This window comes from Plantactinospora sp. KLBMP9567 (assembly GCF_033446045.1).
Taxonomy (GTDB): Bacteria; Actinomycetota; Actinomycetes; order Mycobacteriales; family Micromonosporaceae; genus Plantactinospora.
The window spans coordinates 219565-240744 of the sequence record NZ_JAWQRR010000027.1 but is presented as its reverse complement, the minus strand read 5'-3'; the positions used below and the strand labels follow the sequence as shown (position 1 = coordinate 240744).

23 protein-coding genes are annotated in these 21180 nt (G+C 72.4%); 10 read left to right on the top strand and 13 right to left on the bottom strand.

Annotation, left to right across the window (positions count from 1 at the left end; translation table 11 throughout):
* Positions 1-86 precede the first annotated feature (86 nt).
* The 5 genes from R6Y94_RS22960 to R6Y94_RS22940 form a co-directional block, all read right to left on the bottom strand.
* Entirely contained in the window at positions 87-728 is a 642-nt protein-coding gene (locus tag R6Y94_RS22960) for a response regulator transcription factor (protein ID WP_318397958.1), read from the bottom strand.
* Positions 716-1921: a sensor histidine kinase gene (locus tag R6Y94_RS22955; protein WP_318397995.1), complete on the bottom strand. Its 1206-nt coding sequence runs from the start codon at positions 1919-1921 to the stop codon at positions 716-718. Before R6Y94_RS22955 ends, R6Y94_RS22960 begins: the two co-directional genes overlap by 13 nt.
* Positions 1921-4050 (bottom strand): MMPL family transporter, encoded by a 2130-nt coding sequence (locus R6Y94_RS22950; RefSeq protein ID WP_318397957.1) that lies wholly within the window; start codon positions 4048-4050, stop codon positions 1921-1923. Before R6Y94_RS22950 ends, R6Y94_RS22955 begins: the two co-directional genes overlap by 1 nt.
* Positions 4051-4370: 320 nt before the next feature.
* Positions 4371-4751 carry a VOC family protein gene (locus tag R6Y94_RS22945; RefSeq protein ID WP_318397956.1) on the bottom strand — a complete coding sequence of 127 codons (381 nt, stop codon included), beginning with the start codon at positions 4749-4751 and terminating at the stop codon, positions 4371-4373.
* Entirely contained in the window at positions 4748-5524 is a 777-nt protein-coding gene (locus R6Y94_RS22940) for an ArsR family transcriptional regulator (RefSeq protein WP_318397955.1), read from the bottom strand. Before R6Y94_RS22940 ends, R6Y94_RS22945 begins: the two co-directional genes overlap by 4 nt.
* A 329-nt stretch (positions 5525-5853) precedes the next feature.
* Here R6Y94_RS22940 and R6Y94_RS22935 point away from each other — a divergent pair, with 329 nt between their 5' ends.
* On the top strand, positions 5854-6561 hold the full coding sequence (locus R6Y94_RS22935) for a ThuA domain-containing protein (RefSeq protein WP_318397954.1): 708 nt from the start codon (positions 5854-5856) through the stop codon (positions 6559-6561).
* Positions 6534-7652: a Gfo/Idh/MocA family oxidoreductase gene (locus R6Y94_RS22930; protein WP_318397953.1), complete on the top strand. Its 1119-nt coding sequence runs from the start codon at positions 6534-6536 to the stop codon at positions 7650-7652. The genes R6Y94_RS22935 and R6Y94_RS22930 overlap by 28 nt, the downstream gene beginning before the upstream one ends.
* Positions 7653-7729: 77 nt before the next feature.
* On the opposite strand, the gene R6Y94_RS22925 is transcribed toward R6Y94_RS22930, so the two are convergent.
* Complete coding sequence (locus R6Y94_RS22925) at positions 7730-8290, bottom strand: hypothetical protein (RefSeq protein WP_318397952.1); 561 nt, start codon at positions 8288-8290, stop codon at positions 7730-7732.
* Between the two features lie 175 nt (positions 8291-8465).
* Complete coding sequence (locus tag R6Y94_RS22920; RefSeq protein WP_318397951.1) at positions 8466-8627, bottom strand: hypothetical protein; 162 nt, start codon at positions 8625-8627, stop codon at positions 8466-8468.
* A gap of 145 nt (positions 8628-8772) precedes the next feature.
* On the opposite strand from R6Y94_RS22920, the gene R6Y94_RS22915 reads away from it, so the two are divergent.
* Both R6Y94_RS22915 and prfH read left to right on the top strand, forming a co-directional pair.
* Complete coding sequence (locus R6Y94_RS22915) at positions 8773-9972, top strand: RNA ligase RtcB family protein (RefSeq protein WP_318397950.1); 1200 nt, start codon at positions 8773-8775, stop codon at positions 9970-9972.
* Positions 9969-10613: a peptide chain release factor H gene (gene prfH, locus R6Y94_RS22910; RefSeq protein WP_318397949.1), complete on the top strand. Its 645-nt coding sequence runs from the start codon at positions 9969-9971 to the stop codon at positions 10611-10613. The genes R6Y94_RS22915 and prfH overlap by 4 nt, the downstream gene beginning before the upstream one ends.
* 124 nt (positions 10614-10737) lie before the next feature.
* Here the strand turns inward: prfH and R6Y94_RS22905 are convergent, their stop codons facing one another.
* The 6 genes from R6Y94_RS22905 to R6Y94_RS22880 all read right to left on the bottom strand — a co-directional run bounded on the left by R6Y94_RS22905 (position 10738) and on the right by R6Y94_RS22880 (position 15273).
* Positions 10738-11139, bottom strand: a complete 402-nt coding sequence (locus tag R6Y94_RS22905; RefSeq protein ID WP_318397948.1) for a hypothetical protein — start codon at positions 11137-11139, stop codon at positions 10738-10740.
* A complete protein-coding gene (locus R6Y94_RS22900) occupies positions 11136-11390 on the bottom strand; it encodes a hypothetical protein (RefSeq protein WP_318397947.1) in 255 nt (84 codons plus the stop codon). The genes R6Y94_RS22905 and R6Y94_RS22900 overlap by 4 nt, the downstream gene beginning before the upstream one ends.
* Complete coding sequence (locus R6Y94_RS22895) at positions 11384-11578, bottom strand: hypothetical protein (RefSeq protein ID WP_318397946.1); 195 nt, start codon at positions 11576-11578, stop codon at positions 11384-11386. The genes R6Y94_RS22900 and R6Y94_RS22895 overlap by 7 nt, the downstream gene beginning before the upstream one ends.
* Before the next feature lie 224 nt (positions 11579-11802).
* Complete coding sequence (locus tag R6Y94_RS22890; RefSeq protein ID WP_318397945.1) at positions 11803-12966, bottom strand: helix-turn-helix domain-containing protein; 1164 nt, start codon at positions 12964-12966, stop codon at positions 11803-11805.
* Between the two features lie 161 nt (positions 12967-13127).
* Positions 13128-14708, bottom strand: a complete 1581-nt coding sequence (locus R6Y94_RS22885; protein ID WP_318397944.1) for an alkaline phosphatase D family protein — start codon at positions 14706-14708, stop codon at positions 13128-13130.
* Between the two features lie 193 nt (positions 14709-14901).
* On the bottom strand, positions 14902-15273 hold the full coding sequence (locus R6Y94_RS22880) for an MmcQ/YjbR family DNA-binding protein (RefSeq protein WP_318397943.1): 372 nt from the start codon (positions 15271-15273) through the stop codon (positions 14902-14904).
* Positions 15274-15377: 104 nt separating this feature from the next.
* On the opposite strand from R6Y94_RS22880, the gene R6Y94_RS22875 reads away from it, so the two are divergent.
* The 6 genes from R6Y94_RS22875 (at position 15378) to R6Y94_RS22850 (ending at position 21148) form a co-directional block, all read left to right on the top strand.
* Entirely contained in the window at positions 15378-15713 is a 336-nt protein-coding gene (locus R6Y94_RS22875) for a PadR family transcriptional regulator (protein WP_318397942.1), read from the top strand.
* Positions 15710-16675 carry a permease prefix domain 1-containing protein gene (locus R6Y94_RS22870; protein WP_318397941.1) on the top strand — a complete coding sequence of 322 codons (966 nt, stop codon included), beginning with the start codon at positions 15710-15712 and terminating at the stop codon, positions 16673-16675. Before R6Y94_RS22875 ends, R6Y94_RS22870 begins: the two co-directional genes overlap by 4 nt.
* A gap of 116 nt (positions 16676-16791) precedes the next feature.
* Positions 16792-17757 (top strand): NAD(P)-dependent alcohol dehydrogenase, encoded by a 966-nt coding sequence (locus R6Y94_RS22865; protein ID WP_318397940.1) that lies wholly within the window; start codon positions 16792-16794, stop codon positions 17755-17757.
* Between the two features lie 287 nt (positions 17758-18044).
* A complete protein-coding gene (locus tag R6Y94_RS22860) occupies positions 18045-18899 on the top strand; it encodes a helix-turn-helix transcriptional regulator (protein WP_318397994.1) in 855 nt (284 codons plus the stop codon).
* A gap of 55 nt (positions 18900-18954) precedes the next feature.
* Positions 18955-19776, top strand: coding sequence for an SAM-dependent methyltransferase (locus R6Y94_RS22855; protein WP_318397939.1), 822 nt, complete (start codon positions 18955-18957; stop codon positions 19774-19776).
* Positions 19777-20023: 247 nt separating this feature from the next.
* Positions 20024-21148, top strand: a complete 1125-nt coding sequence (locus R6Y94_RS22850) for an acyltransferase (protein ID WP_318397938.1) — start codon at positions 20024-20026, stop codon at positions 21146-21148.
* Positions 21149-21180: the final 32 nt, after the last annotated feature.

Genomic DNA, 21180 nt, shown 5'->3' with positions numbered 1-21180 from the left:
GGAGACCAAACTTTGTCAATCGGCATCCGGCTATATCTGGATCGCCGCACCGCGCATCGGCGACCGGCGCACCCGCATCCGGCCGGTCAGGCGCCCAGGTACGCCAGCACCGCCAGCACCCGCCGGTGGTCGTCGTCGGACGGCGGCAGGTCGAGCTTGGTCAGGATGCTGTTGATGTGCTTGCTGACCGCCTTCTCGGTGATCACGAGCCGGGCGCCGATCGCGCCGTTGGACCGCCCCTCGGCCATCACCGCCAGCACCTCCCGCTCGCGCGGCGTCAGCGTCGCCAACTGCGCCGCCCGGCCGCTGCCGAGCAGTTGGGACACCACGTCCGGGTCGAGTACCGTCCCGCCGGCCGCCACCCTGCGGATCGCGTCGGTGAACTCCCGCACCTCGCCGACCCGGTCCTTGAGCAGGTAACCGGCCCCGCCGGCCCGGTCACCGAGCAGTTCGCGGGCGTAGACCTGCTCGACGTACTGGGAGAGGATCAGCACCGGCAGGCCCGGGACCTCGCGGCGGGCGGCGATCGCGGCGCGCAGGCCCTCGTCGGTGAAGGTCGGCGGCAGGCGCACGTCCACCACCGCCACGTCGGGACGCAGTGACACGAGGGTCTCCGCGAGCCCGGCACCGTCGGCGACGGCGGCCACCACGTCGAAGCCGTACGCGGTGAGCATCCGCACCATGCCGTCCCGCAGCAGCACCAGGTCCTCGGCGATCACGACCCGCACGGGAGCACCGCCTCCACCAGGGTGGGGCCGCCGAGCGGGCTGGTGACAGTGACGCTGCCGTCGAACGCGCCCAGCCGCCGCTCGATGCCGCGCAGCCCGGTACCGAGCGCGGGATCGGCGCCGCCCCGGCCGTCGTCGTGGACCCGCAGCCGGAGCTGGGCCTCCTCGTCCACGACGGACATCTCGATCCGGGTGGCGCCGGCGTGCCTGATGGCGTTGGCGAGCGCCTCGGCGAGCACGAAATAGGCCGCCGACTCGACCGGCGCGCCGAGCCGCTGCCCGAGCCGCAGGTCGAGGGCGACCGGCACGGGGCTGGCCGCGGCGAGCGACTCGGCCGCCCCGGCCAGGCCACGGTCGGCGAGCATCGGCGGGTGGATGCCGCGTACCAGGTCGCGCAGCTCGCTCATCGCGGTCTGCGCGCCGGCCCGGGCGTCGGCGAGCATCGCCTTGGCCGCCACCGGGTCGGCGTCGAACATGTCCTCCGCCATGCCCAGGTTCATGGTCAGCGCCACCAGCCGGGCCTGCGCGCCGTCGTGCAGGTCGCGCTCGATCCGGCGCAGCTCGGTGGCGGAGGCATCCACCACGGCCGTACGCGTCTCGACGAGCCGCTCGACCCGGGCGCTGAGCCGCGCGGCGGCGGTGGGCGAGAGCAGCCACCGGGCCAGCCCCGCCTCGCCGGCCCGGTACGCCCGGGGCAGGAAGTAGGCCCCGAACAGGATCAGTACGCCCATCGGCACGGTGAGCAACGACCGGGTGGTGCTGGTGATCGGTAGCCCCTGGTACTGAAGCTCCACGTCGGCGGGCAGTAGCTGATACAGCACCGGGATGACGAGGCCCTGTAGGCCGGCGAGCCATTGCCCGACGACGAACATCGCCATCGTGCCGGTCACCGCGTGGCCGAGCAGCCATCCGAGGTCGCGCCCGAAGGCCGGATCGGTCACGATGTCGCGGATCCCGCCCGGAGCGGCGGGGTACGGCGACGGGATCGGTGCCCCGACCCGGCGCCGCTGCCGGTCCGCCAGCCGGCGGATGAGCCCGGTCACCAACCGCAGCACGGGCGCACCCACCGGCGGCAGCAGGCAGAGCACCAACGCGACGGCGGTGAGCGGCAGCAGCCCCAGCGCCGCCAATCCGAGCACGGTGCTGACCAGCAGGTGGCCCGCGTCCCACACCGCTCGTCGCCACCACATCATCACGGCACCATTGTCGCCGACACCGGCGCCCTGGTCGGGTCCGCCGCCGGGGTCTCCGCCGTTCTGCCCACCGGCGCCGGCCAGAAGGCGGCCCGGCCGAGCAGCGCGGTCAGCGCCGGCACCAGCAGCCAGGAGAGCACGAACGTGGAGAGCAGCACCCCCACCGCCACCGCGAAACCGACCTCGGCGAGGGTCGCCGAGACGGTCAGCGCGCCGAACGAGGCCGCCAGGATCACCCCGGCCGCGGCGACCGGTGGGGCGGCCTGGCGCAGCGCCGCCCGTACCGCCTCGCGCCGGGAGGCGCCGTCGCGCAACTCCTCCCTGATCCGGGCGATTATCAGGATGTTGTAGTCGGTGCCGATCGACGCCACGAACATGTACACGATCAGCGGAAGCGTGAAGCTCAGCCCCGGCCGCCCCACCGCACCCTGGAAGACCAGCACCGCCGCGCCGAGCGTGGCGACGAAGCCACCGACCACCGCGCCGAGCAGGTACACCGGGGCGAGTACCCCGCGCAGCATGAGCAGCAGCACCAGGCCGATCAGCAGGCCGGCGGCGGGCAGGATCACCCGCAGGTCCGTCTCGACCACCGCACGGACGTCGGCGAAGATCGAGGTCTCGCCGCCGACGTGGACGGTGCTGCCGGGCGGCGCGGCGGCGTGCGCGGCCGGGCGCAGCTCGTGCACCATCGCGTCGAGCGCCTTCTCGCTGAACGGGTCTGCGGCGAGCAGCAGGTCGACCTGGGCCGCCTCGCCGGTGGTCCGCACCCCGCCGACATCACCGACGATCGGCAGCGCGGCGAGCCGCTCGGCGTACGCGCCGGCGGCCTGCTCGGTCAGGCCGGGACCGGAGAGGTAGACCGAGGTGGGGCTGAGGGTGCCGGCCGGGAAGCCGGACTCCAGCCGCTGCATGGTGCGGGCCGACTCGGTGCCGGCCGGCATCGTGGCGATGTCGTAGCTGGGTCGGTGCGGGAGCGCGGCCGCACCGAGCGCCGCCAGGATGGCGATCGCGGCCAGCGCCACCGCCACCGGGCGCCGGGCCACGAGGTCACCGGTACGGGCGGCCAGGCCTGCCTTCGGCTCGTTCCGCCACGCCTTCGACGGCCAGAACGCCCGGTGGCCGAGCAGCGAGAAGACCGCTGGGATCAGGGTCAGTCCGGCAAGCACCATCACGAGTACGGCGAACGCCAGTGCCGGCCCGAGGATCCGGAACGACCCGAACCCGGAGAGCAGCAGCGCGCCGAAGGACACCGCCACCGCCAGCGCGGAGACCCCGATCGCCGAACCGACCCGGCCGAGCGCGGCCACCATCGCGGTACGCCGGTCCTCGCCGAGGCGCAACCGCTCGCGGTACCGGTACAGCAGGAACACCACGTAGTCGGTGCCCACCCCGAAGAGCACCACCGGCAGCAGCCCGGTCACCGAGCCGTCCAGGGTCGTCCCGGTCGCCTTGGCCGCGATCGCGATCACCACCACCGCACCCTGGCCGACCAGCGCGATGACCAGCAGGTTGAGCAGGGCCACCCACGGGCTCCGGAAGATCACCACCAGTAGTACCAGGATCATCACGATCATGCCGACGCTGACCAGCAGGTCCAGCAGTTCGCTGTCCTTGGCCACGGCCGCCTCGCCGGTGTAGCCGGAGCGCAGCGGCGTACCGGAGAGCCGTTCCGACGTCTCCGCACGGAGCCGGCTGACCGCGCTGGACACCTCCGGGTGCCCCACGTCGTCCGTGAACGTCACCTGGGCAAGCATGATCTTGCCGTTAGGTGACAGCGTGGGCTCGCTGACCCCGCGTACGCCGGCACCGCCGAGCCCGGCGACCACGTCCCGCCCGCTGGACTGGTCGTCCGCGCCCAGCGCCGCCCCGTCGGCGCGGGACAGCACCAGCACGGCGCTCGCCCCCTCCCGCTCGTCGGACGGGAACGCCCGCTCGGCGAACCTGGCCGCCTGGACCGACTCGTACCGCTCCGGCAGGAAGTCCGCCTCGTTCTGTCCGGCGACCGCTGCCACCCCCTCCGGCCCGAGCACCAGATAGCCCAGGCCACCCAGCCCCATCACCAGCACCAGCCAGGTCGCGATGACCCGCACCGGGTGCCGGACCACAGCCGACCCCCACCTCTCGAACACGTCCCGCTCCCTTCGACAAGGTCTCGGGGTCGACGCTATGGAGCACGGCGAGCGTCATCGATGGTGTGCGAGGGCCTCTTGACAGTGGTGCCAGCACCACTGTCCGTCGCCCGGCGGGCGGTGCGGCGGCGCCGGCGCCGGGCTCGTGGCGGTCGACACCATGCGGCGGTACTCGCCGATGACCCGGATCGACATCGCCATCGACCCGCCCCCCGGCCCACCATCCCGTCGGTGCGGGCGTAACCGGCGGCGCGCGGCCGCGACCAGGGGAGCCGCCGCGCATGCGGGACTGTCCGGTTTGACACACCTCCGCAAGCTGGTTACCGGGCGGGCTGGAAGAGTTCGACCAGGTTGCCGGCGGGATCGGCGAGCAGGATCTGCCGTCCGCCAGGCCCGGAGACCAACTCGCTGCGGAAGGAGACTCCGGCGTCGCGGAGTCGGTTGATCTCGGCGGCCAGGTCGTCGACGACGAGGTGGATGCGGTTGCGGCCCGGGTCGGTGGCGTCGGCGGGGGTGGCGCGGGCGCCGGAGCTGGCGGGTCCGGACAGCAGCAGTCGCAGTGGGCCGCGGACCGCGTCGGCGAAGGCCGGAGCCGCATCGCTGTTCACTTGGAAGCCGAGGTGGGTGGTGTAGAAGTCGAGCGCCGCCCGGACGTCGTCGACGAGATAGCGGACGCTGGCGTAGCGGTCGGCTGGGGTCACGGCTGGACCTCCGTACGGTCGATGGTGGAGAGCACGGGTATCAGGTGTCGGATCCGGGTGTCGATGTCGGCCGCCGTACGCGCGATGGCCGGATAGGGCTGTCGGTCGGGATCACCGGACGGCGCGGGATCGGGAATGCTCCAGTGGATCCGGCGATCGTGGTCGACGAGTTCGGGGCTGACCTCGCGAGCCTTGTCGCAGAGGGTGATGAGGTAGTCGAAGCGCCGGCCGGTGAGCGTGTGCAGATGCCGGGGGTGCCGGGGCGACAGGTCGATGCCGTGCTCCTGGCGCAGGATCCGCGCGGTGTGTGGATGCATGCGGGGCGCGGGGCGGGTGCCTGCGCTGGCCGCGGCGACCTGGCCGGCGGTGCGGTGCCGGAGCAGGGCTTCGGCCAGAGGTGAGCGGGCGCTGTTGCCGGTGCAGACGAAGAGCACCGTGACCGCCGTGACCGCTGGGGGCGCCGCCGGTGCCGGTGCCAGGCGCAGCGCCGGATGCAGGGCCGTGCCGGTCGCCGCCAGCGCTTCGGCACAGCGGTCCAGGTCCAGGTGGTAGTAGCTGTCGCGGCCGTCGAAGGTGCTGCGGGTGGTGCTGACCAGGCCGCCCTCGCGGAGCAGTCGCAGGTGGTAGGAGACCAGGTTCTGCGGCTGGCCGACCAGGGCGACCAACTCGCGCACCCGCAGGTCGCTGCCGGCCAGCTCGGTCAGCAGTTGCCAGCGCAGCGGGTGGCCGGCCAGCCGGACGAACGCCGGAGCGGATCGACTCGACAGGAGCATCCGCACACGATACATCAAACTGATTTGATGGATAAGCCCGAGTAGTGACGGATCCACCATGGTCCAGTCGCGGTGGCCGGTCAGCAGGACTGGCACCCGGACAGCGGTGCGGCTGACCGCACCCGCCCCGGGCTGTCGCCGCTGTCGCTCGCCCACACCGCCGCCGCGTCGCGACAGCGTCGGCAGCACGTCGACAAGGGCTTATATCACCGTGACCCCGCGAGCCGGGCGGGCTACGGTGCTAGTGATCGACAAGCGCGGACGTCGGCGGCACGCCGGCTCGGTGCGGCGCGAGCCTGCCGGGGCGACGGGCGGGAGAGGGAGCGAGCGTGGCACAGCGCAGGGCACTGGTGGTTCGCGGCGGGTGGGATGGCCACCAGCCGGTCAAGGCGACGGAATTGTTCATCCCGTTCCTCGAACGCAACGGCTACGCCGTACGGGTCGAGGGGTCGACGGAGATCTACGCCGACGCCGCCGAACTGGCCGACACCGACCTCGTCGTGCAGTGCGTGACGATGTCGCAGATCACCCCGGAGCAGTTGAGTGGGCTCAGTGCCGCCGTCGTCGCCGGCACGGGCTTCACCGGCTGGCACGGTGGCATCGCAGACTCGTTCCGGGCCTCCTCCGACTACCTGCATCTGGTGGGTGGCCAGTTCGCGACCCATCCGGGCAAGGAGCCGTGCGAGCGGCACGGAGGGGAGGAGGACAACTTCCTGCCGCACACGGTGAACATCACCGAGCTGGGCCGGGAGCATCCGATCACCGCGGGGATCGAGGACTTCGACCTGGTCACCGAACAGTACTGGGTGCTGCACGACGACCTGATCGACGTGCTGGCCACCACGACACACCCGACCCGGCAGTGGCAGCCGTGGCACCGGCCGGTCATCTCGCCGGCGATCTGGACCCGTCGCTGGGGTGCCGGGCGGATCGTCGTGACGACCCCGGGACACAGCCTCGACGTGCTGGAGCACCCGAGCGTGCGTACCGTCATCGAGAGGGGGATGCTGTGGGCGGCTCGCACGGCATCGGCATAGTAGGTCTCGGGGTCATCTCCGGGGCGTACCTGGGGACGCTGGCCAAGCACCCCGAGTTGAGCATCGTCGCGGTGGCCGACCTCGACGCCGCCCGGTCGGCGGCGGTCGCCGCCGCGCTGCCCGGTGCCGAGGCGACGAGCGTCGCGCGGCTGCTCGACCATCCGGACGTGCGGACGGTGCTCAACCTGACGATCCCCGCCGCGCACGCCGACATTTCGCTCGCCGCGATCGACGCGGGCAGGAACGTCTACGTCGAGAAGCCGCTCGCCGTCACGTTCCCGGAGGGCCGCGCGATCGTCGAGCGGGCCGGATCGGCCGGCGTCCGGCTGGGCTGCGCCCCGGACACCGTGCTCGGCACGGGTACCCAGACCGCCCGCGCGGCGATCGAAGGCGGCCTGATCGGGCGTCCGTTCTCCGCGTCGGCCGTGATGGTCACGCCCGGGCACGAGCGCTGGCATCCCCACCCCGACTTCTACTACGCCCCGGGTGGCGGCCCACTGCTCGACATGGGCCCGTACTACATCTCGGCCCTGGTGCACCTGCTCGGGCCGGTACGCGCGGTGGTCGGTGCCGCCAGCCGGCTGCGCGCCGAGCGCGTCATCGGCTCCGGCCTGCGCGCAGGCCAGCGGATCCCGGTCGAGGTGGACAGTCATGTGACCGGTGTACTCGAACACGCCGGTGGCGCCCTCTCCACCATCACGACGAGCTTCGACGGCGTGGCGACGACGGCCGCACCGATCGAGGTGCACGGTGAGACGGGCAGCCTCGCGGTACCCGATCCGAACCGCTTCGACGGCGAGGTCCGGCTCTTCCCGCTCGGTGGCACCGGGTGGCGCACGCTCGAACCTCGGGCGGGCTATGCCGACGGCTCCCGGGGGGTGGGCCTGATCGACCTGGTCAGGGCCGACGGTCAGCGCCCGCCGCGGGCCGGCGGAGACTTCGCGCTGCACGTGCTCGAGACGATGACCGCGCTGCTCCGGTCGGCCGCCGAGGGTCGGCGAATCGAGCTGACGACGCTGCTGGAGCGGCCGGCACCGATCCCGCACACCCGGGCCGAGGACTGGAAGGGACAGCCGGCGGTCGCGAGCTGAGCCGGGGCCCGCCGGGTGGCAAGGACGGCCCCTGGCGCAAAGCTCAGGGGCCGCCCGCCGGGGCAACCCGGCGCCGACTACGGCAGCACCCGGAGGCTCCCGAGCGCGAACGATGCGGAGCTACCCGGCGACACGGCGATGGAGATGAGACCGGTGCAACCGACTCCGGGATAGAGCACGATATACACGTTGGTCCCGTTCTGGACCCTGGTGCCGGCCGGAAGCTGCTTTGACGCGCTGTAGCAGCCCTCGGCCGGGTTCCGCAGGATGATTTGCTGGCCGTCGGGGCTGCTGACCGTGACTGTTCCGGTGGCGGCGAGGCTCGGCGAGCCGGTCAGCGCGATGACCGCGCCGGCCAGCGCACCGACGACGGCTATCCGGACCGAACCTTTTTCGATCTGAACCGCGACGTGCCTGCGCCCCGACTGCCACCTGCGGTCACGGCAGACCGCAAGGGGAAGTTGAAGAAAGCCCACCAATCGGCGTTGCCGGGCCCACCGGCGTGCCCGAGGCGCCGCTGGAACGGCTGTCGTCGAGAGCTGTGTCGTTTCCGGGTGGTCCACGATGTCCTCCACGGGATCGGCTAACCTGCCAGCGTCGTCGGCGGGTCGTCGGGTAAGCGCCGCTTCGGCCGCCACCTGACCCGCTCCGGAACCGGTTCATCGATCATAACAATGACGATCGTCAATCAATAAATCTGTCTCGACCTCCCCCTGCGGCCCGATGGACCGCAAAGTCGGATGCGCGGCCGAGCGCAGTGGAGGAGGCGCTCTCCTGTGTGAGCGCCATGCGATTCAGGTTGAAAAGGTTCACTCATCTCATCGCCCACTTGCTGTCCCGGACACCGGCGTAGGTACCCTCGATCATCATGTACTTGGAATGCGCGATGTAGCCGCCGCTGATCCGCAGGACCGCGCGGACTCCTGAGCGCCGGCCCCGGCCCCGGGACGGGGCGCCGAAAACCGGTTGCCGCACCCTGCCGGATTCCAGCAGGGTGGGGTCATGACGTTCTGACGGGCACTACCCCAGTTGAGCCGAGGTTCCCAACGCCGCGCCGTCGCGCGCCGGGCTGAGCCGTAGCGCCGTCCGTCCTTCCTACCGTCCGCAGAAGAGAGCGTCCTTGTCGCAGCAGAAGTCCCGGCCGGAGTCCACCCCGACCGCCGGGTCCGCCACCGTCACCGTCTTCGCCTCCGCCCGCAGTTGGATCGAGTCCGACGCCGTCGACCAGTGCCACCAGGTGGCCGCGCTCGACGGCATGCGCTCCGTCGCCGGCATGCCGGACCTGCACCCCGGTAAGGGTGCCCCGATCGGCGCCGCCATGACGTCGACCGTGCTGTACCCGTTCCTGGTCGGCTCCGACATCGGCTGCGGCATCGCGGTCTTCCCCGTCGGACTGAAGCGGGTCGTACCCGAGCAGGTCGCCCGCCGCTTCCCCGACCTCGACATCGCCCTGGACCCGGACCGGGACGCCGACGACCCGGCCTGGGCCGTCGTGGACGGCGAGATCCCGGCCGGCCACCTCGACGGCCTGGGAACGGTGGGCCGGGGCAACCACTTCGTGGAGTTGGCGCGGATCCAGACCGTCCTCGACCCGGGTCACACGGCCCGGCTCGGGCTCGCCGCCGACGACCTCGTCCTGATTGTGCACAGTGGATCCCGGGGGCTCGGCGAGCGGATCCTGCGGGCACACACCGAGCGGCACGGTGCGGGCCCCGCCGCCGATCCGGCCGGCTACCTCGAACTGCACGACGCCGCCGTACGCTGGGGATCGGTCAACCGTCGACTTCTCGCCGCCCGGGTGCTGCACGCCCTGGGCGCCAAGCCCACCGAGCCGATCGTCGACCAGTGCCACAACCTGGTCGAGGTCCGGGACGGGGCGTACCTGCACCGCAAGGGAGCCGCGCCGGGCGACGGCCGGGACGTGCTGATCGCCGGTACCCGGGGCACCTGCTCCTATCTGGTGGCCGCCCACGCCGGGCCGCAGGCCAACTTCTCCGTCGCACACGGCGCCGGCCGCAAGATGTCCCGCGCCGACGCGCTGCGCCGGGGCCGGGCCAAGCACACCGTCGAGGAACTCCGCCGTACCCCGGTGGGGTCGCTGGTGGTCTGCGGCGACCGGCAACTGCTGTTCGAGGAGGCGCCGACGGCGTACAAGCGGATCGAGCAGGTGATCGCGGACCTGGCCGAGCACGGCCTCGCCACCCCGGCCGCCACGACGGTTCCGCTGGTGACGTACAAGACGGTCGACCGGGGCGGCAACGCCCGCCCGGCCGGCCGACGGGACCGCCACGACCACCGCCGCGGCCGGGGGCGGTCGTGAGCGCCGCGCGGAACCGGCACCACCTGCTGATCTCGGCCGGGCGCGGCCCGCAGGAGTGCGCCTGGGCGGTCGCCCAGCTCGTGCGCCGGTTGGAGGCGGAGGCCCTCGGACGGGGCCTGCGCACGTCGCGGGTCGAGACCGTCCCGGGCGACCGGCCCGGCACCTTTCGATCGGTACTGGTGGAGATCTCCGGAGCCGGTGCCGAGGAGTTCGCCGGCTCGTGGACCGGCACCCTCTGCTGGCAGGCCCCGAGCCCCTACCGGGCGAGCACCGGCCGGAAGAACTGGTACGTCGTCGCCCGCCCCTGCCAGGTCGACGCTCCCCGGACGTCGTTCGCGGAGTCCGACGTCGACATCGTCGGCTGCCGTACCGGCGGCCCGGGCGGGCAGCACCGGAACAAGGCCAGCACCGCAGTGCGGGCCACCCACCGTCCCTCCGGGATCGTGGTGGTGGTCGACACCGAACGGCAGTTCAGCCAGAACCGCCGCCTCGCGCTGGAGCTGATCCGGCAGCGCATCGCGGACGGCGACCAGGCGGCGGGCCAGGCCGTCACCGCCGCCCGCTGGCGCATCCACGACGAACTCGTCCGCGGCAACCCGGTACGGGTGGAACGACCGGACCTGCCGTCCGGTCAGCGGTAGCTGCGGGTTCGTCGCACCGCTACGCAGAGCGGCCCCGGCCTTCCAAGAGGTCGGGGCCGTCTTTCCGCATCGTTCGCCTGTTGCCGGGCCTGACTCAATGCACCACCACGTCCTCTTCCTCTGGTCAGTCCATGCCGGTGATGCGGCGCAGGTCGTCATCGGTCGGGACCGCCGTGGGCCGAAGGGCCTGGACCGCTGGCGGCAGGTAGTCGTCCCGGACGACGTCCAGCCAGGTCGCCGCGACCTGCATCCGGGTGCAGTCCGGCAGTCCGCACGGACGGCAGCCGTCGACGCCGTACGGCCAGTGCGCCGTGAGCACCTGCCGGGCGACAGTGGTCACGAGCTTCTTCCCGCCCTCACCGGGCGGCGGGGAGTGTTCGGTGACGACGACCCAGAGTGCCCACTCGGCGGTCGGGCACCAGCGGGCCCGGCACTGGCCGCAGCCGCGACCCTCGGCGTGGTCGGTGATGATCCGGTGTGCCCAGGTGATCGCCAGGCCCGGCGCGCTCTCCGGCACCATGCTCACCGGACCCGCTCCAGTGCCGCGAGGACGTCCCCGGCGGTGACCGCTGCCGGCAGGGTGCCGCCGAGCAGCACCCGTACGGCGTGTTCCCGGCGGTGGACCTCGGTCGCCCACGACCAGAGCGGGCAGCCGTCCGGCCCGCACCGGCCACACTCCCGCAGCGCGTGCGTACCGAGCACGAGGCGGGCGAAGGCGCACTCGACCGGCACCGGCCACTCCACCGTCAGCCAGCGCCGCACCATCCGGATCACCATCCCGTCACCCCCGGTCCGGGGGCGAGCGCGGCGGCGATGTCGGCACGCGCCTGGCGGCGGCGGATGACCCGAAGCATCCGCATGCAGCCGCCCCTGGGCGCGCACTCCGCACACCGGTGCCCGGCGAGGTGCTGGGCCACGATCTGCTCGTCGGTCTGCTGAGCCTGCTGCTCGGTCTGCTGTTTCACGGCGGGCCTCCTACGCGGGCCACGGCGCCCCGGATCACAGATCACCGAGCGCCGCTCAGATTGGGCGGATGGCAGGGCCGGCCCGGGCATGGAGGGGGACCGTGTCCGGACCGGCCGGGGTACCGAGAGGCTGCGTACGCCCGTTCGGCGCCTACGCGTAACCCTGCGACTACGGCTGGGAGTGGTCCAGGTGACCGGCGTCCGCTGCGACGCCGCGCTGTCCGCTATGCCGGCAGCGGCCGGTACGCCTCGTAGGCGTCGCGGAGATCCCGAGCCTCGCCGATGCCGGTCGCCTCCACCCTCGCGACCACCTCGGACGCCCGCCACCAGTTCGACGCCACCACCCGGCCGGAGGTGATCGCCTTCTGGGCCGTCACGCTGGCCTCGTCCGGCTTCCCTGCGGCGACCAGTGCCAGGCCGAGATCCAGTCGAGCCGACGCGGTGCGCCGTGGCCGGGCGGACCCGGCCAGTTCCGCGACCGCCGCCCGGGCGTAGTCCTCGGCGGCCGGGTCGCCGGCCCAGGCGAGCGTCGTCGCGGTGTACGAGAGCGCCTTTGCGGGGTCGTACCGGTAGTGGTGCTCGGGTCGGTCCGGCACCGGCAGCGGCGCCACCAGCCGGGACAACCGGCCGAGCGTCCGCCGGGTCTCCCGCTGGTCACCCATCCGGGCCCACGCCCGTCCTTCCTGCGCGGTCGCCTGGATGTACGCCGAGCTGCCGTGCGGCGCCACCTCCTGCGCCTGGCGGGACAGGTCGAGCGCCCGCCGGTAGTCGCCTGCGGTGAGCACGTCCCACGCCACGGTTTCCAGGCACCACGCCTGGATCTCGCGGTGTCCGGTCTGCCGCGCCATCTGCTCGGCGATCGACAGGTGCGCGGCGGCGGCGCCCCGGTGGCGCAGGTCGATGTGCACCGTGGCTCGTAGCAGACTGAGCCACCCTCCGGCGACCAACAGGCGCCGCCGCTGGTCGAGCGTCGCCCGGGCGTCGAGGAGCCGGCCGATCTGAGCGAGCTGCTGGCGGATCGGGTAGAGCAGGTCGCCGGGTGGGGTGGTCGCGTAGGCGCTCGCCAGGTCGTCGACGGCCAGCTCGACAGTGGCGAGCACGTCGGCGCCGACGTCGGTCGTGTCGATCAGGTGGGCGAGGGACGCTGCTTCGGTCTCGTCCCGGGTTGATCGCGCCGGGGTCAGACAGCCGGTCAGCGCACCATCGGCGTCCAGCACACGGTCAAGGTGCTGGGCGACGTGGAGGCTCGGCGGTTTCCGCCCGGTCTCCAGCTCGTGAATGTGACTTTTCGACCGGTGGGCGAGCTGTGCGAGACCACGCAGCGACAATCCGCGCTCGCGGCGTAGCCGGCGGAGCAGTGGCCCGAAATACGGGTCGACGTCGTGCATCGTGACCGTCCCAGGTTACGGCTGGGGTTGGTGGCGACCCGGGCCGTAACCCCGAGCCGCCACCTCGGACGGTACACCGGATCGGATATAGCTTCGTCAACTCGGACAGGGTGCGCTGGCTGGGCCGGTCAGCCCTGCGGTTCAGGCGGGCGGTGGCGCCGTCACGCCGAGACGTGTGCCACGCCCGGCCGACCACTCTGCACGTAGACGCTGGCCCGGGTCGAGACCGGGGCGTCCGGGGCGTTGACGAACGGCACCACCCGGTAGTCGGTGCGCATCTCGTGCCGGCCCAGGTGGCACACCTGGTATCCGCGCTGCGAGTTGTGGAACCTCATGTGCGGGTTCTCGGCCAGCCAGGTCACGCCGAGCGCGTCCATGTCGGTCCCGTTGCCGCCGGAGCTGATCGAGGTGCCGAGGAACTCGGTACCGATCGTGCGCGAGTTCGGGTCGGCGAAGTCCAGCTTCAGATCGGCGGCCACGCTGCGGTGCGCGTCGCCGGTGACGATCAGGAAGTTGTCGACCCGCCGCTGCACCACACCGTCGAAGAGCCGCTGCCGTGCGGCGGCGTACCCGTCCCAGGTGTCCATGCCGTACCTTTCGCCCTCGCCCGCCGTGTGGTCGGCCTCCATCGCGAAGATCTGGTTGCCGAGCACGTTCCACCGGGCGGTGGAGGCGCCCAGCCCGGCCAGCAGCCACGCCTCCTGCCTGGCGCCGAGCATCTGCCGGTTCGGGTCCCACCGCAGCGACGGGTCGGTGAGCTGCTGGTCGCGGAACCGCCGGGTGTCGAGCACGTCGAACTGCAACAGGTCGCCGAACCGCAGGCGCCGGTAGACCTGCATCTCCGGGCCACGGGGCATCGACGACCTGCGCAGCGGCAGGTTCTCGTAGTACGCCTGGTAGGCGGCGGCCCGGCGGAGCCGGAACACGGCCGGGTCCTGGTCCGGCTCGGTGTCCGGCTGCGAGTGGTCGCCGGCCCAGTTGTTCTCCACGTCGTGGTCGTCCGGGGCCACCACCCAGGGCGCGGACGCGTGCGCCGCCTGCAACGCCGGGTCGAGCTTGTACTGGGCGTACCGGATCCGGTAGTCGGTCAGCGAGAACGTCTCGGCGGCCGGCAGGTGGGCGCGCCCGATCGAGCCGGCGCCGCCGCCCTCGTAGATGTAGTCGCCGAGGTGGACGACGAGGTCCAGCTCCTCCCGGGCCAGGTGCGCGAACGCGGTGAAGTAGCCGTCGGGGTACGCCTGGCAGCTCGCGAACGCGAAGCTCATCGCGCGCAGCGCCGTCCTGGGCGCGGGCGCGGTACGGGTCCGTCCCACCGGGCTGACCTGGTCGGCGATCCGGAACCGGTACCAGTACACCCGGTCCGGCCGCAGGCCGTGCACCTCGGCGTGCACCGAGTGCGCCCAGTCCGGGGCGGCCCGTTCGACTCCGCGACGCACCACCCGGCGGAACCCCTCGTCCTCCGCCACCTCCCAGCTCACCTGCACGGTGCGGCCGGGCATCCCGCCGAGCCCGTCGAGGGCGAGCGGGTCCGGCGCCAGCCGGGTCCAGAGCACGACGCCGTCCGGCGTCGGGTCGCCGGACGCAACGCCGAGCGTGAAGACGTACCCCGGCAGGGTGATCCGGTCGTTCGTGTCGGCGGACGTCGCCGAGGCGGGCTCGGCGGCGAGCACCGCCGCGCCGGCGGCGACACCGCCGAGGGCGAGGAAGGAACGACGGGGCAGTGTCAGCGGGGACTGCGACATGGGTGGGGTGCCTCCACAGGAGCGGTCGGTGTTGCCGTTGATCTCGCAACATCCCAACTTTTCGACGTGACACCCGCCGGAACTCACGATGAACAGCGCGAACAGTCCACCGAGGCCCGGTGCGGCGTGACCTGCCGGACGGGTCAGTTCCGGTCGACGTGTCGCGACGGGTCGGCCCGGACGACCGGGTCGGTCAGGGCTGCGGTGGGCCCGCGGTGTCCCGGACGGTGAGCGGATGTGCGTCGACGAGTTCTTCGGGTGCGGAGAGGCACCAGGCCTCGTAGACCAGTTCGGCGAGTTCGTCCGCGTCGATCCGGGGCAGGTGGACCACGACCCAGCCGAAGCCGCCGGAGGTGAACTGCACCTCGAAGACGTCCGGCCGCTCTGCGACCAGCGCCGCCTGCTCGGAGAGCGTCTGCCTCAGCCCTACCGTGCTGGTGCGGGGCCAGTGGTAGCCGAAGCGCCTGCCCCGGACGCTGAACGAGGTGTAGTCGCCCGCCTGGGCCCGCTCGACCTCGGCGAGCCTGTCCACCATCCGCAGGAACTGCGCACCCGCTACCGCCACGTCGAACATTCTCGCCTACCCGTCGGTGCGGCGGAGAAGCGCTGTCGTCCACATGACGGTATGTGCTCTTACATTAGTGTGCGGCACACAGTATTGTGGTGGTCATGCCGGACGACGAGCTTCTCTCGACGCACCTGCAGGAGCTGCGACGGGGCACCGTCGTGCTTGCCTGCCTGCTGATCCTCAAGAAGCCCAACTACGGCTACGCCCTGCTGGAACTGCTCGGCCGGCGCGGGTTCGCCGTCGACGCCAACACGCTCTATCCGCTGCTGCGCCGCCTGGAGAAGCAGGGACTGCTGACCAGCGACTGGAACACCGAGGAGTCCAGGCCGCGCAAGTTCTACCGCACCAGCAGCGAGGGCCTCGACATCGCCGAACTGCTGAGCCAGGACTGGGAAACGCTGGACGCCGCCTTCCGCACCCTGAGAGATGAGCTATGACCACGACCGCTCCCGGCACCCTCACCGACCGCTACCTGGCGGCGGCCCTCGGGCGGCTGCCCGGGCGGCAACGCGCCGACATCGAACGGGAACTGCGTACCTCGATCGCCGACGCGATCGACGAGCGGCGCGAGTCCGGGGCCGATCCGGCCGAGGCGGAGATCGCGGTCCTCACCGAACTCGGCGACCCGGCCCGGCTGGCCGCGGGGTACGCGGACCGCCCGCCGTACCTGATCGGGCCCGGGCTGTTCGGGGACTACACCCGGCTGCTGCGGATCCTGCTCGCCACCGTGCTGCCGGCCTCCGTGGTGGGCGTGGCGCTGCTCCGGACGGTCCAGGGCGACACCGTCGCCGGCGTGCTCGGCACCGCCGCCGGGACGGCGGTCACCGTCGCGGTCCACATCGCCTTCTGGACCACGCTGGCCTTCGCGGTCGTGGAGCGCGTCGCCCACCGGCGGCACGCGGCCGGCTGGCGGGCCGGCCGGTGGACCCCCGCCGCACTGCCGGAGCCACCCAGCCGCCGCAGCCGGTACGCCGAGCTGATCAGCGAGACCGCGGCGCTGGTCCTCTTCAGCAGCCTCATCCTGCTGTCACCGGTGCTGAGCACCCAGCGGGACGCCGCCGATCGGCCCGTCGGAATCCTCTCGCCGTGGCTGTGGGAGACCGGAGTCGTGTACACCTTCCTCGCGGTCGCGGTCCTCAGCCTCGGCTTCGCGTACGCGAAGTACTACCTGCGGTGGAACCTTGCCCTGGGCATCACCGGATCCCTGGTCAACCTCGCCACCCCGGCCATGTTGATCTGGCTGGCCGGTACCGACCGGGTGCTCAGTCCCGCCTTTGTCGCCGCGGCCGGCTGGTCGACCGGCGTGCCCGGGTGGATCAACACCGGCCTCGTCGTGCTGGCCGTCCTCACCATCCTGCACACCATCGGCGAGGCCGCCGGCCAGGCCCGCCGCCGCTGACCGCCCGCACCGCACACCCTCCACCGCACCGCCCGACCCGGTACGCCGTCGTCAGCACCGTCGACGCGGGTACCCGCAGCATGCCCGCAGACCCCTCCGACGACCGGGGAGAGACCGTGAAGGCGATCATCCACGACGAGTACGGCCCGCCCAGCGTGCTGCGCTACGGCGACGTCGACATGCCGAAAGTCGGCGAGCGCGAGGTGCTGGTCCGGGTCCGCGCGGCCTCGGTCAACCACGGTGACCGGGTCTGGCTGCACGGTCTTCCCCGCGCCGCCCGCCTCGCGACCGGGCTGCGGCGTCCGAACCGGACGGTGCTGGGCCGGGCCATCTCCGGGACCGTCCAGGCGGTCGGGCCGGGGGTGACCCGGCTCGCGGTCGGCGACGCCGTCTTCGGCGAGGTGAACCAGCGCGGGTTCGCCGAGTACGCGGCGGTCGGCGCGGATCGGCTGGCCCGGCGGCCCGCCGGGGTGACCGACGAGCAGGCCGCGACGCTGCCCGTCGCGGCCACCACCGCGCTACAGGCGATGCGCCGGGCCGACCTGCGAGCCGGCCAGTCCGTGCTGGTCAACGGCGCCTCCGGCGGGGTCGGCACCTTCACGGTACAACTGGCGAAGCGGCGGGGGGCGACGGTGACCGCCGTCTGTAGCACCCGCAACGTCGAACTGGTCCGCTCGCTCGGTGCCGACCGGGTGATCGACTACACCCGGCAGGACGTCACCCGGGGGTCGGACCGGTTCGACGCCGTCGTCGACCTCGCGGGCGGCCAGCGCCTCTCCGCCATCCGCCGGCTGCTCACCCCGACCGGGGTGTACGTCTGCTCGACCGGCTCCGGTGGCCCGCTGCTGGGTCCGCTGCCACTACTCGTCGCCGTCCTGGCGAGCGCACCGTTCGTGCGCCAGCGGTTGCGCGTACTGGCCGCGACGACCAGGGTGGACGACCTGGACCAACTCGCCCGGCTCGTCGCGGCGGGGGAGATCACGCCGATGATCGAGCGGACGTACCCGTTGCACGAGACCGCCGAGGCGATCTCGCTCGTCGAGACCGTGCACGCCCGCGGCAAGATCGTGTTGACCGTGTGACCCGTGCGGTGGTGGCACCGGGACGGGCGGGGCCACCGTCTCCGACAAACTTTTCAGCCGCGCCGCCCCGTCGCCGGCGGCGGGCAGGCGCTGGCGGCGCGGGTGTGACCTGCGAAGATCGCGGAACGGTCCGGGTGACCCGGGTCTGGCCCGTGCGTCCGGTTATCGCCGAGTGTGGCCGGCCGGTAGCTCTGGCCAAGACCCAATGGCATGCTTGGCGTCGGGAAGCAACCCGGAGGTGTGGGGTGAGCGGATCAGCACAGCCGGACGGACCCGGCGACGGCCCGATGGCCGTACGGATCCTGGTCGGAGCCCAACTACGACGACTGCGCGAGGAACGGGGACTGACCAGGGCGGAAGCGGGCGAGCCGATCCGCGCATCGGAGTCGAAGATCAGCCGGATGGAGCTGGGCCGGGTCGGCTTCAAGGAGCGCGACGTACTGGACCTGCTGTCGCTCTACGGTGTGCACGACGAGCAGGAGCGGGCGACGCTGCTGGCACGGGTCCGCGAGGCCAACACGTCGAGCTGGTGGCATCCGTACGCCGACGTCACGCCGAACTGGTTCCAGCGGTACCTGGGACTGGAGGCGACGGCGACACTGATCCGGACCTACGAGGTCCAGTTCGTCCCGGGGCTGCTCCAGACCGAGCAGTACGCCCGGGCGGTGGTGCGGCTCGGCCACGGCTCCGCCCGGGAGGAGGAGGTCGCCCGCCGGGTACGGCTGCGGATGGACCGGCAGCAGGTGCTCAGCCGCCCTGATCCGCCGATGCTGTGGGCGGTGGTGGACGAGGCCGCGCTGCGCCGCCCGGTCGGTGGCCGGCAGGTGATGCGCGACCAGATCGAGGCGCTGATCGGCATCGTCACGAAGATGCCGAACGTGAAGCTGCAGGTGATCCCGCTCGCCGCGGGTGGGCACGCCGCGGCCGGCGGCGCCTTCACCATCCTGCGTTTCCCCCAGCAGGATCTGGCCGACCTGGTCTACATCGAACAGTTGACCAGCGCGCTCTATCTCGACAAGCGCGAGGACGTCGACTGCTACTTCGAGGCGGTGAACCGGCTCTTCGTCGAGGCTGCGCCGCTCAAGGACACCTTCCAGATCCTGGACCGGATCATCTGCGACCTCGACGAGGCACCCGGGTGACCGGAGTTGTCCTGGCCCACCACTCGATCGATCGGCCGACCGGAGGGCTGGGTTCGTGACCGAGGAGATTTCCAGGTCCGGCGAGGGACCGGCGTCCAAGCCGGAGGTCGACGCCAACGTTCCGCAGACGGCTCGGGTGTGGAACTACTGGCTCGGCGGCAAGGACAACTACGCCGTCGACCGGGCCCTCGGCGACGAGATCGCCGAGGCGTTTCCGATCATCGTCGAGATCGCCCGCGCCGACCGCGCCGTACTCAACCGGGTGGTGCGGTATCTTGCCGGCGAGGCCGGGGTCCGGCAGTTCCTGGACGTCGGTACCGGGCTGCCCACCGCCAACAACACGCACGAGGTGGCCCAGGCGGTGGCCCCGCAGTCCCGCATCGTCTACGTCGACTACGACCCGCTCGTACTCGTGCACGCCCGGGCCCTGCTGAGCAGCGGGCCGGAGGGTGCCACGGACTACATCGACGCCGACATCCGCGACACCGGGACGATCCTGCGGGAGGCGGGTCGTACCCTCGACCTCACCCAGCCGGTCGCGCTCATCCTCTCCGGGATCCTGGCCCACCTGCCCACCGTCGAGGAGGCACGGGCGGTCGTACGCCGGCTCATGGACGCCCTGCCCAGCGGCAGCTACCTGGTGGCCGTGGACGGCGCCGACACCAATCCGGAACTCAACGACGTGATGAAGATCTGGAACCAGTCGGCCAACCCGCCGTACGCGATGCGTACCCCGGAGGAGATCGCCAGCTACTTCGACGGTCTGGAGTTGGTGGAGCCGGGTCTGGTGGACGTCACCCGTTGGCGGCCCGATCCCAGCCCCGCCGGCCCGCCGCGACCGCTGGACAATCTGGTCGGCGTCGGCCGCAAGCCCTGACCGCCCGGATTGTGGCGGCACTCGGACCCGCGCGGCCAACCCCCGACAACCGCACCCCCGCGCGCCGGCACACCCCGGCCCCGGTGCCATACCCACACCTCGCGACACCCCGCCACCTCGTCATCGGCCACAAGGCCCGCTGAGCCGAGCCGGCGTCCGCCGCTGATCCCCGCGAACCGGACCGCTATTACCCGGTCGTGACAATGCGCGGACCGGCCCCGGACATGGCGCTGGCACCTTCGCTCGGGTGAGTTCCGAGCCTGTCCGGCCAGCCGGGCCGGGTGCCGTGCCGTCGGCGCCCCGGGAGCGCTGGGCCGACGTCGCCAAGGGCGCCTGCATCGTCCTCGTGGTGCTCTGGCACGTCGTCGTCAAGCACTATCTGCGCATCGAGTGGCATCTCGGCGTACCGCTGCCCGGGGTGTGGGGGACGCTGGGCGAGCAGTTGCTGCCGTTGCGGATGCCGCTGTTCTTCGCCATCTCCGGGCTCTTCGCGGCGAACGCCGTGCACCGGCCGTGGCGCCAGGTCACCCGGGACCGGACAGCCAGGTTCCTCTACCTGTACGCCGGATGGCTGCTGATCCACACCGCGCTGCTCGCCGCCGCGCCGGACTTCCCGACCGATCGGGCCAGCTCGGTCCCCGACCTGCTGGCCGAACTCACCGTCACCCCGTCCAACCTCTGGTATCTCTACGCCCTCGCGCTCTATTTCGCGATCGCCAAGCTGGCCCGCCGGCTCCCCGCGCCGGTGCTGCTCGCCGCCGCGGCCGGCCTCTCCGCGGCCAGCATGGCGGGACTGCTCGCCACCCCGGGCAACCGGGGCGGCGTCTACCAGAACCTGGTGTTCTTCCTCGGCGGCCTGCACCTGCAGGCGTACCTGTCGGGTTGGATCGCCGGCGCGACCCGGCGCCGCCTGCTGCTCACCACCGCCGGCTACCTGGCCGGGCTGGCCGGCATGGCCTGGGCCGGCGCGCAGAGCTGGCCCGGGGTGTGGCTGCTGGTCTCGGCCGCGGCGGTGGCCTTCGGCCTCACCGCCGCCGCGAGGCTGGCCCGGTGGCGCCGCGTCGCCGACCCGCTCGCCGCCCTCGGCCGGCGGACCCTGCCGGTGTACGTCCTGCACCTGCCACTGCTGGCGCTCGCCGACCGGGCACTGCTCGGCCCGCTCTCCGGGCTGGGACGGTCCGGGCAGCTCGCGGTGGCGCTGGGCTATCCCGCCCTGCTCACCGCGGCCCTGCTCGCCCTGACCCTGGCGCTGCACCGAGGACTGCTGGCCCTGGGTGCCGGCTGGCTGTTCGACCTGCCGGCGCGACGCCACGTCGGCCGTCGGCGGCGCCCTTGGCCCCGGTGGACGGCGATCCGGCGGAGCCGGTGGTGAACGAGGTCAACGGTGCGGTGATGCGCCGGGCC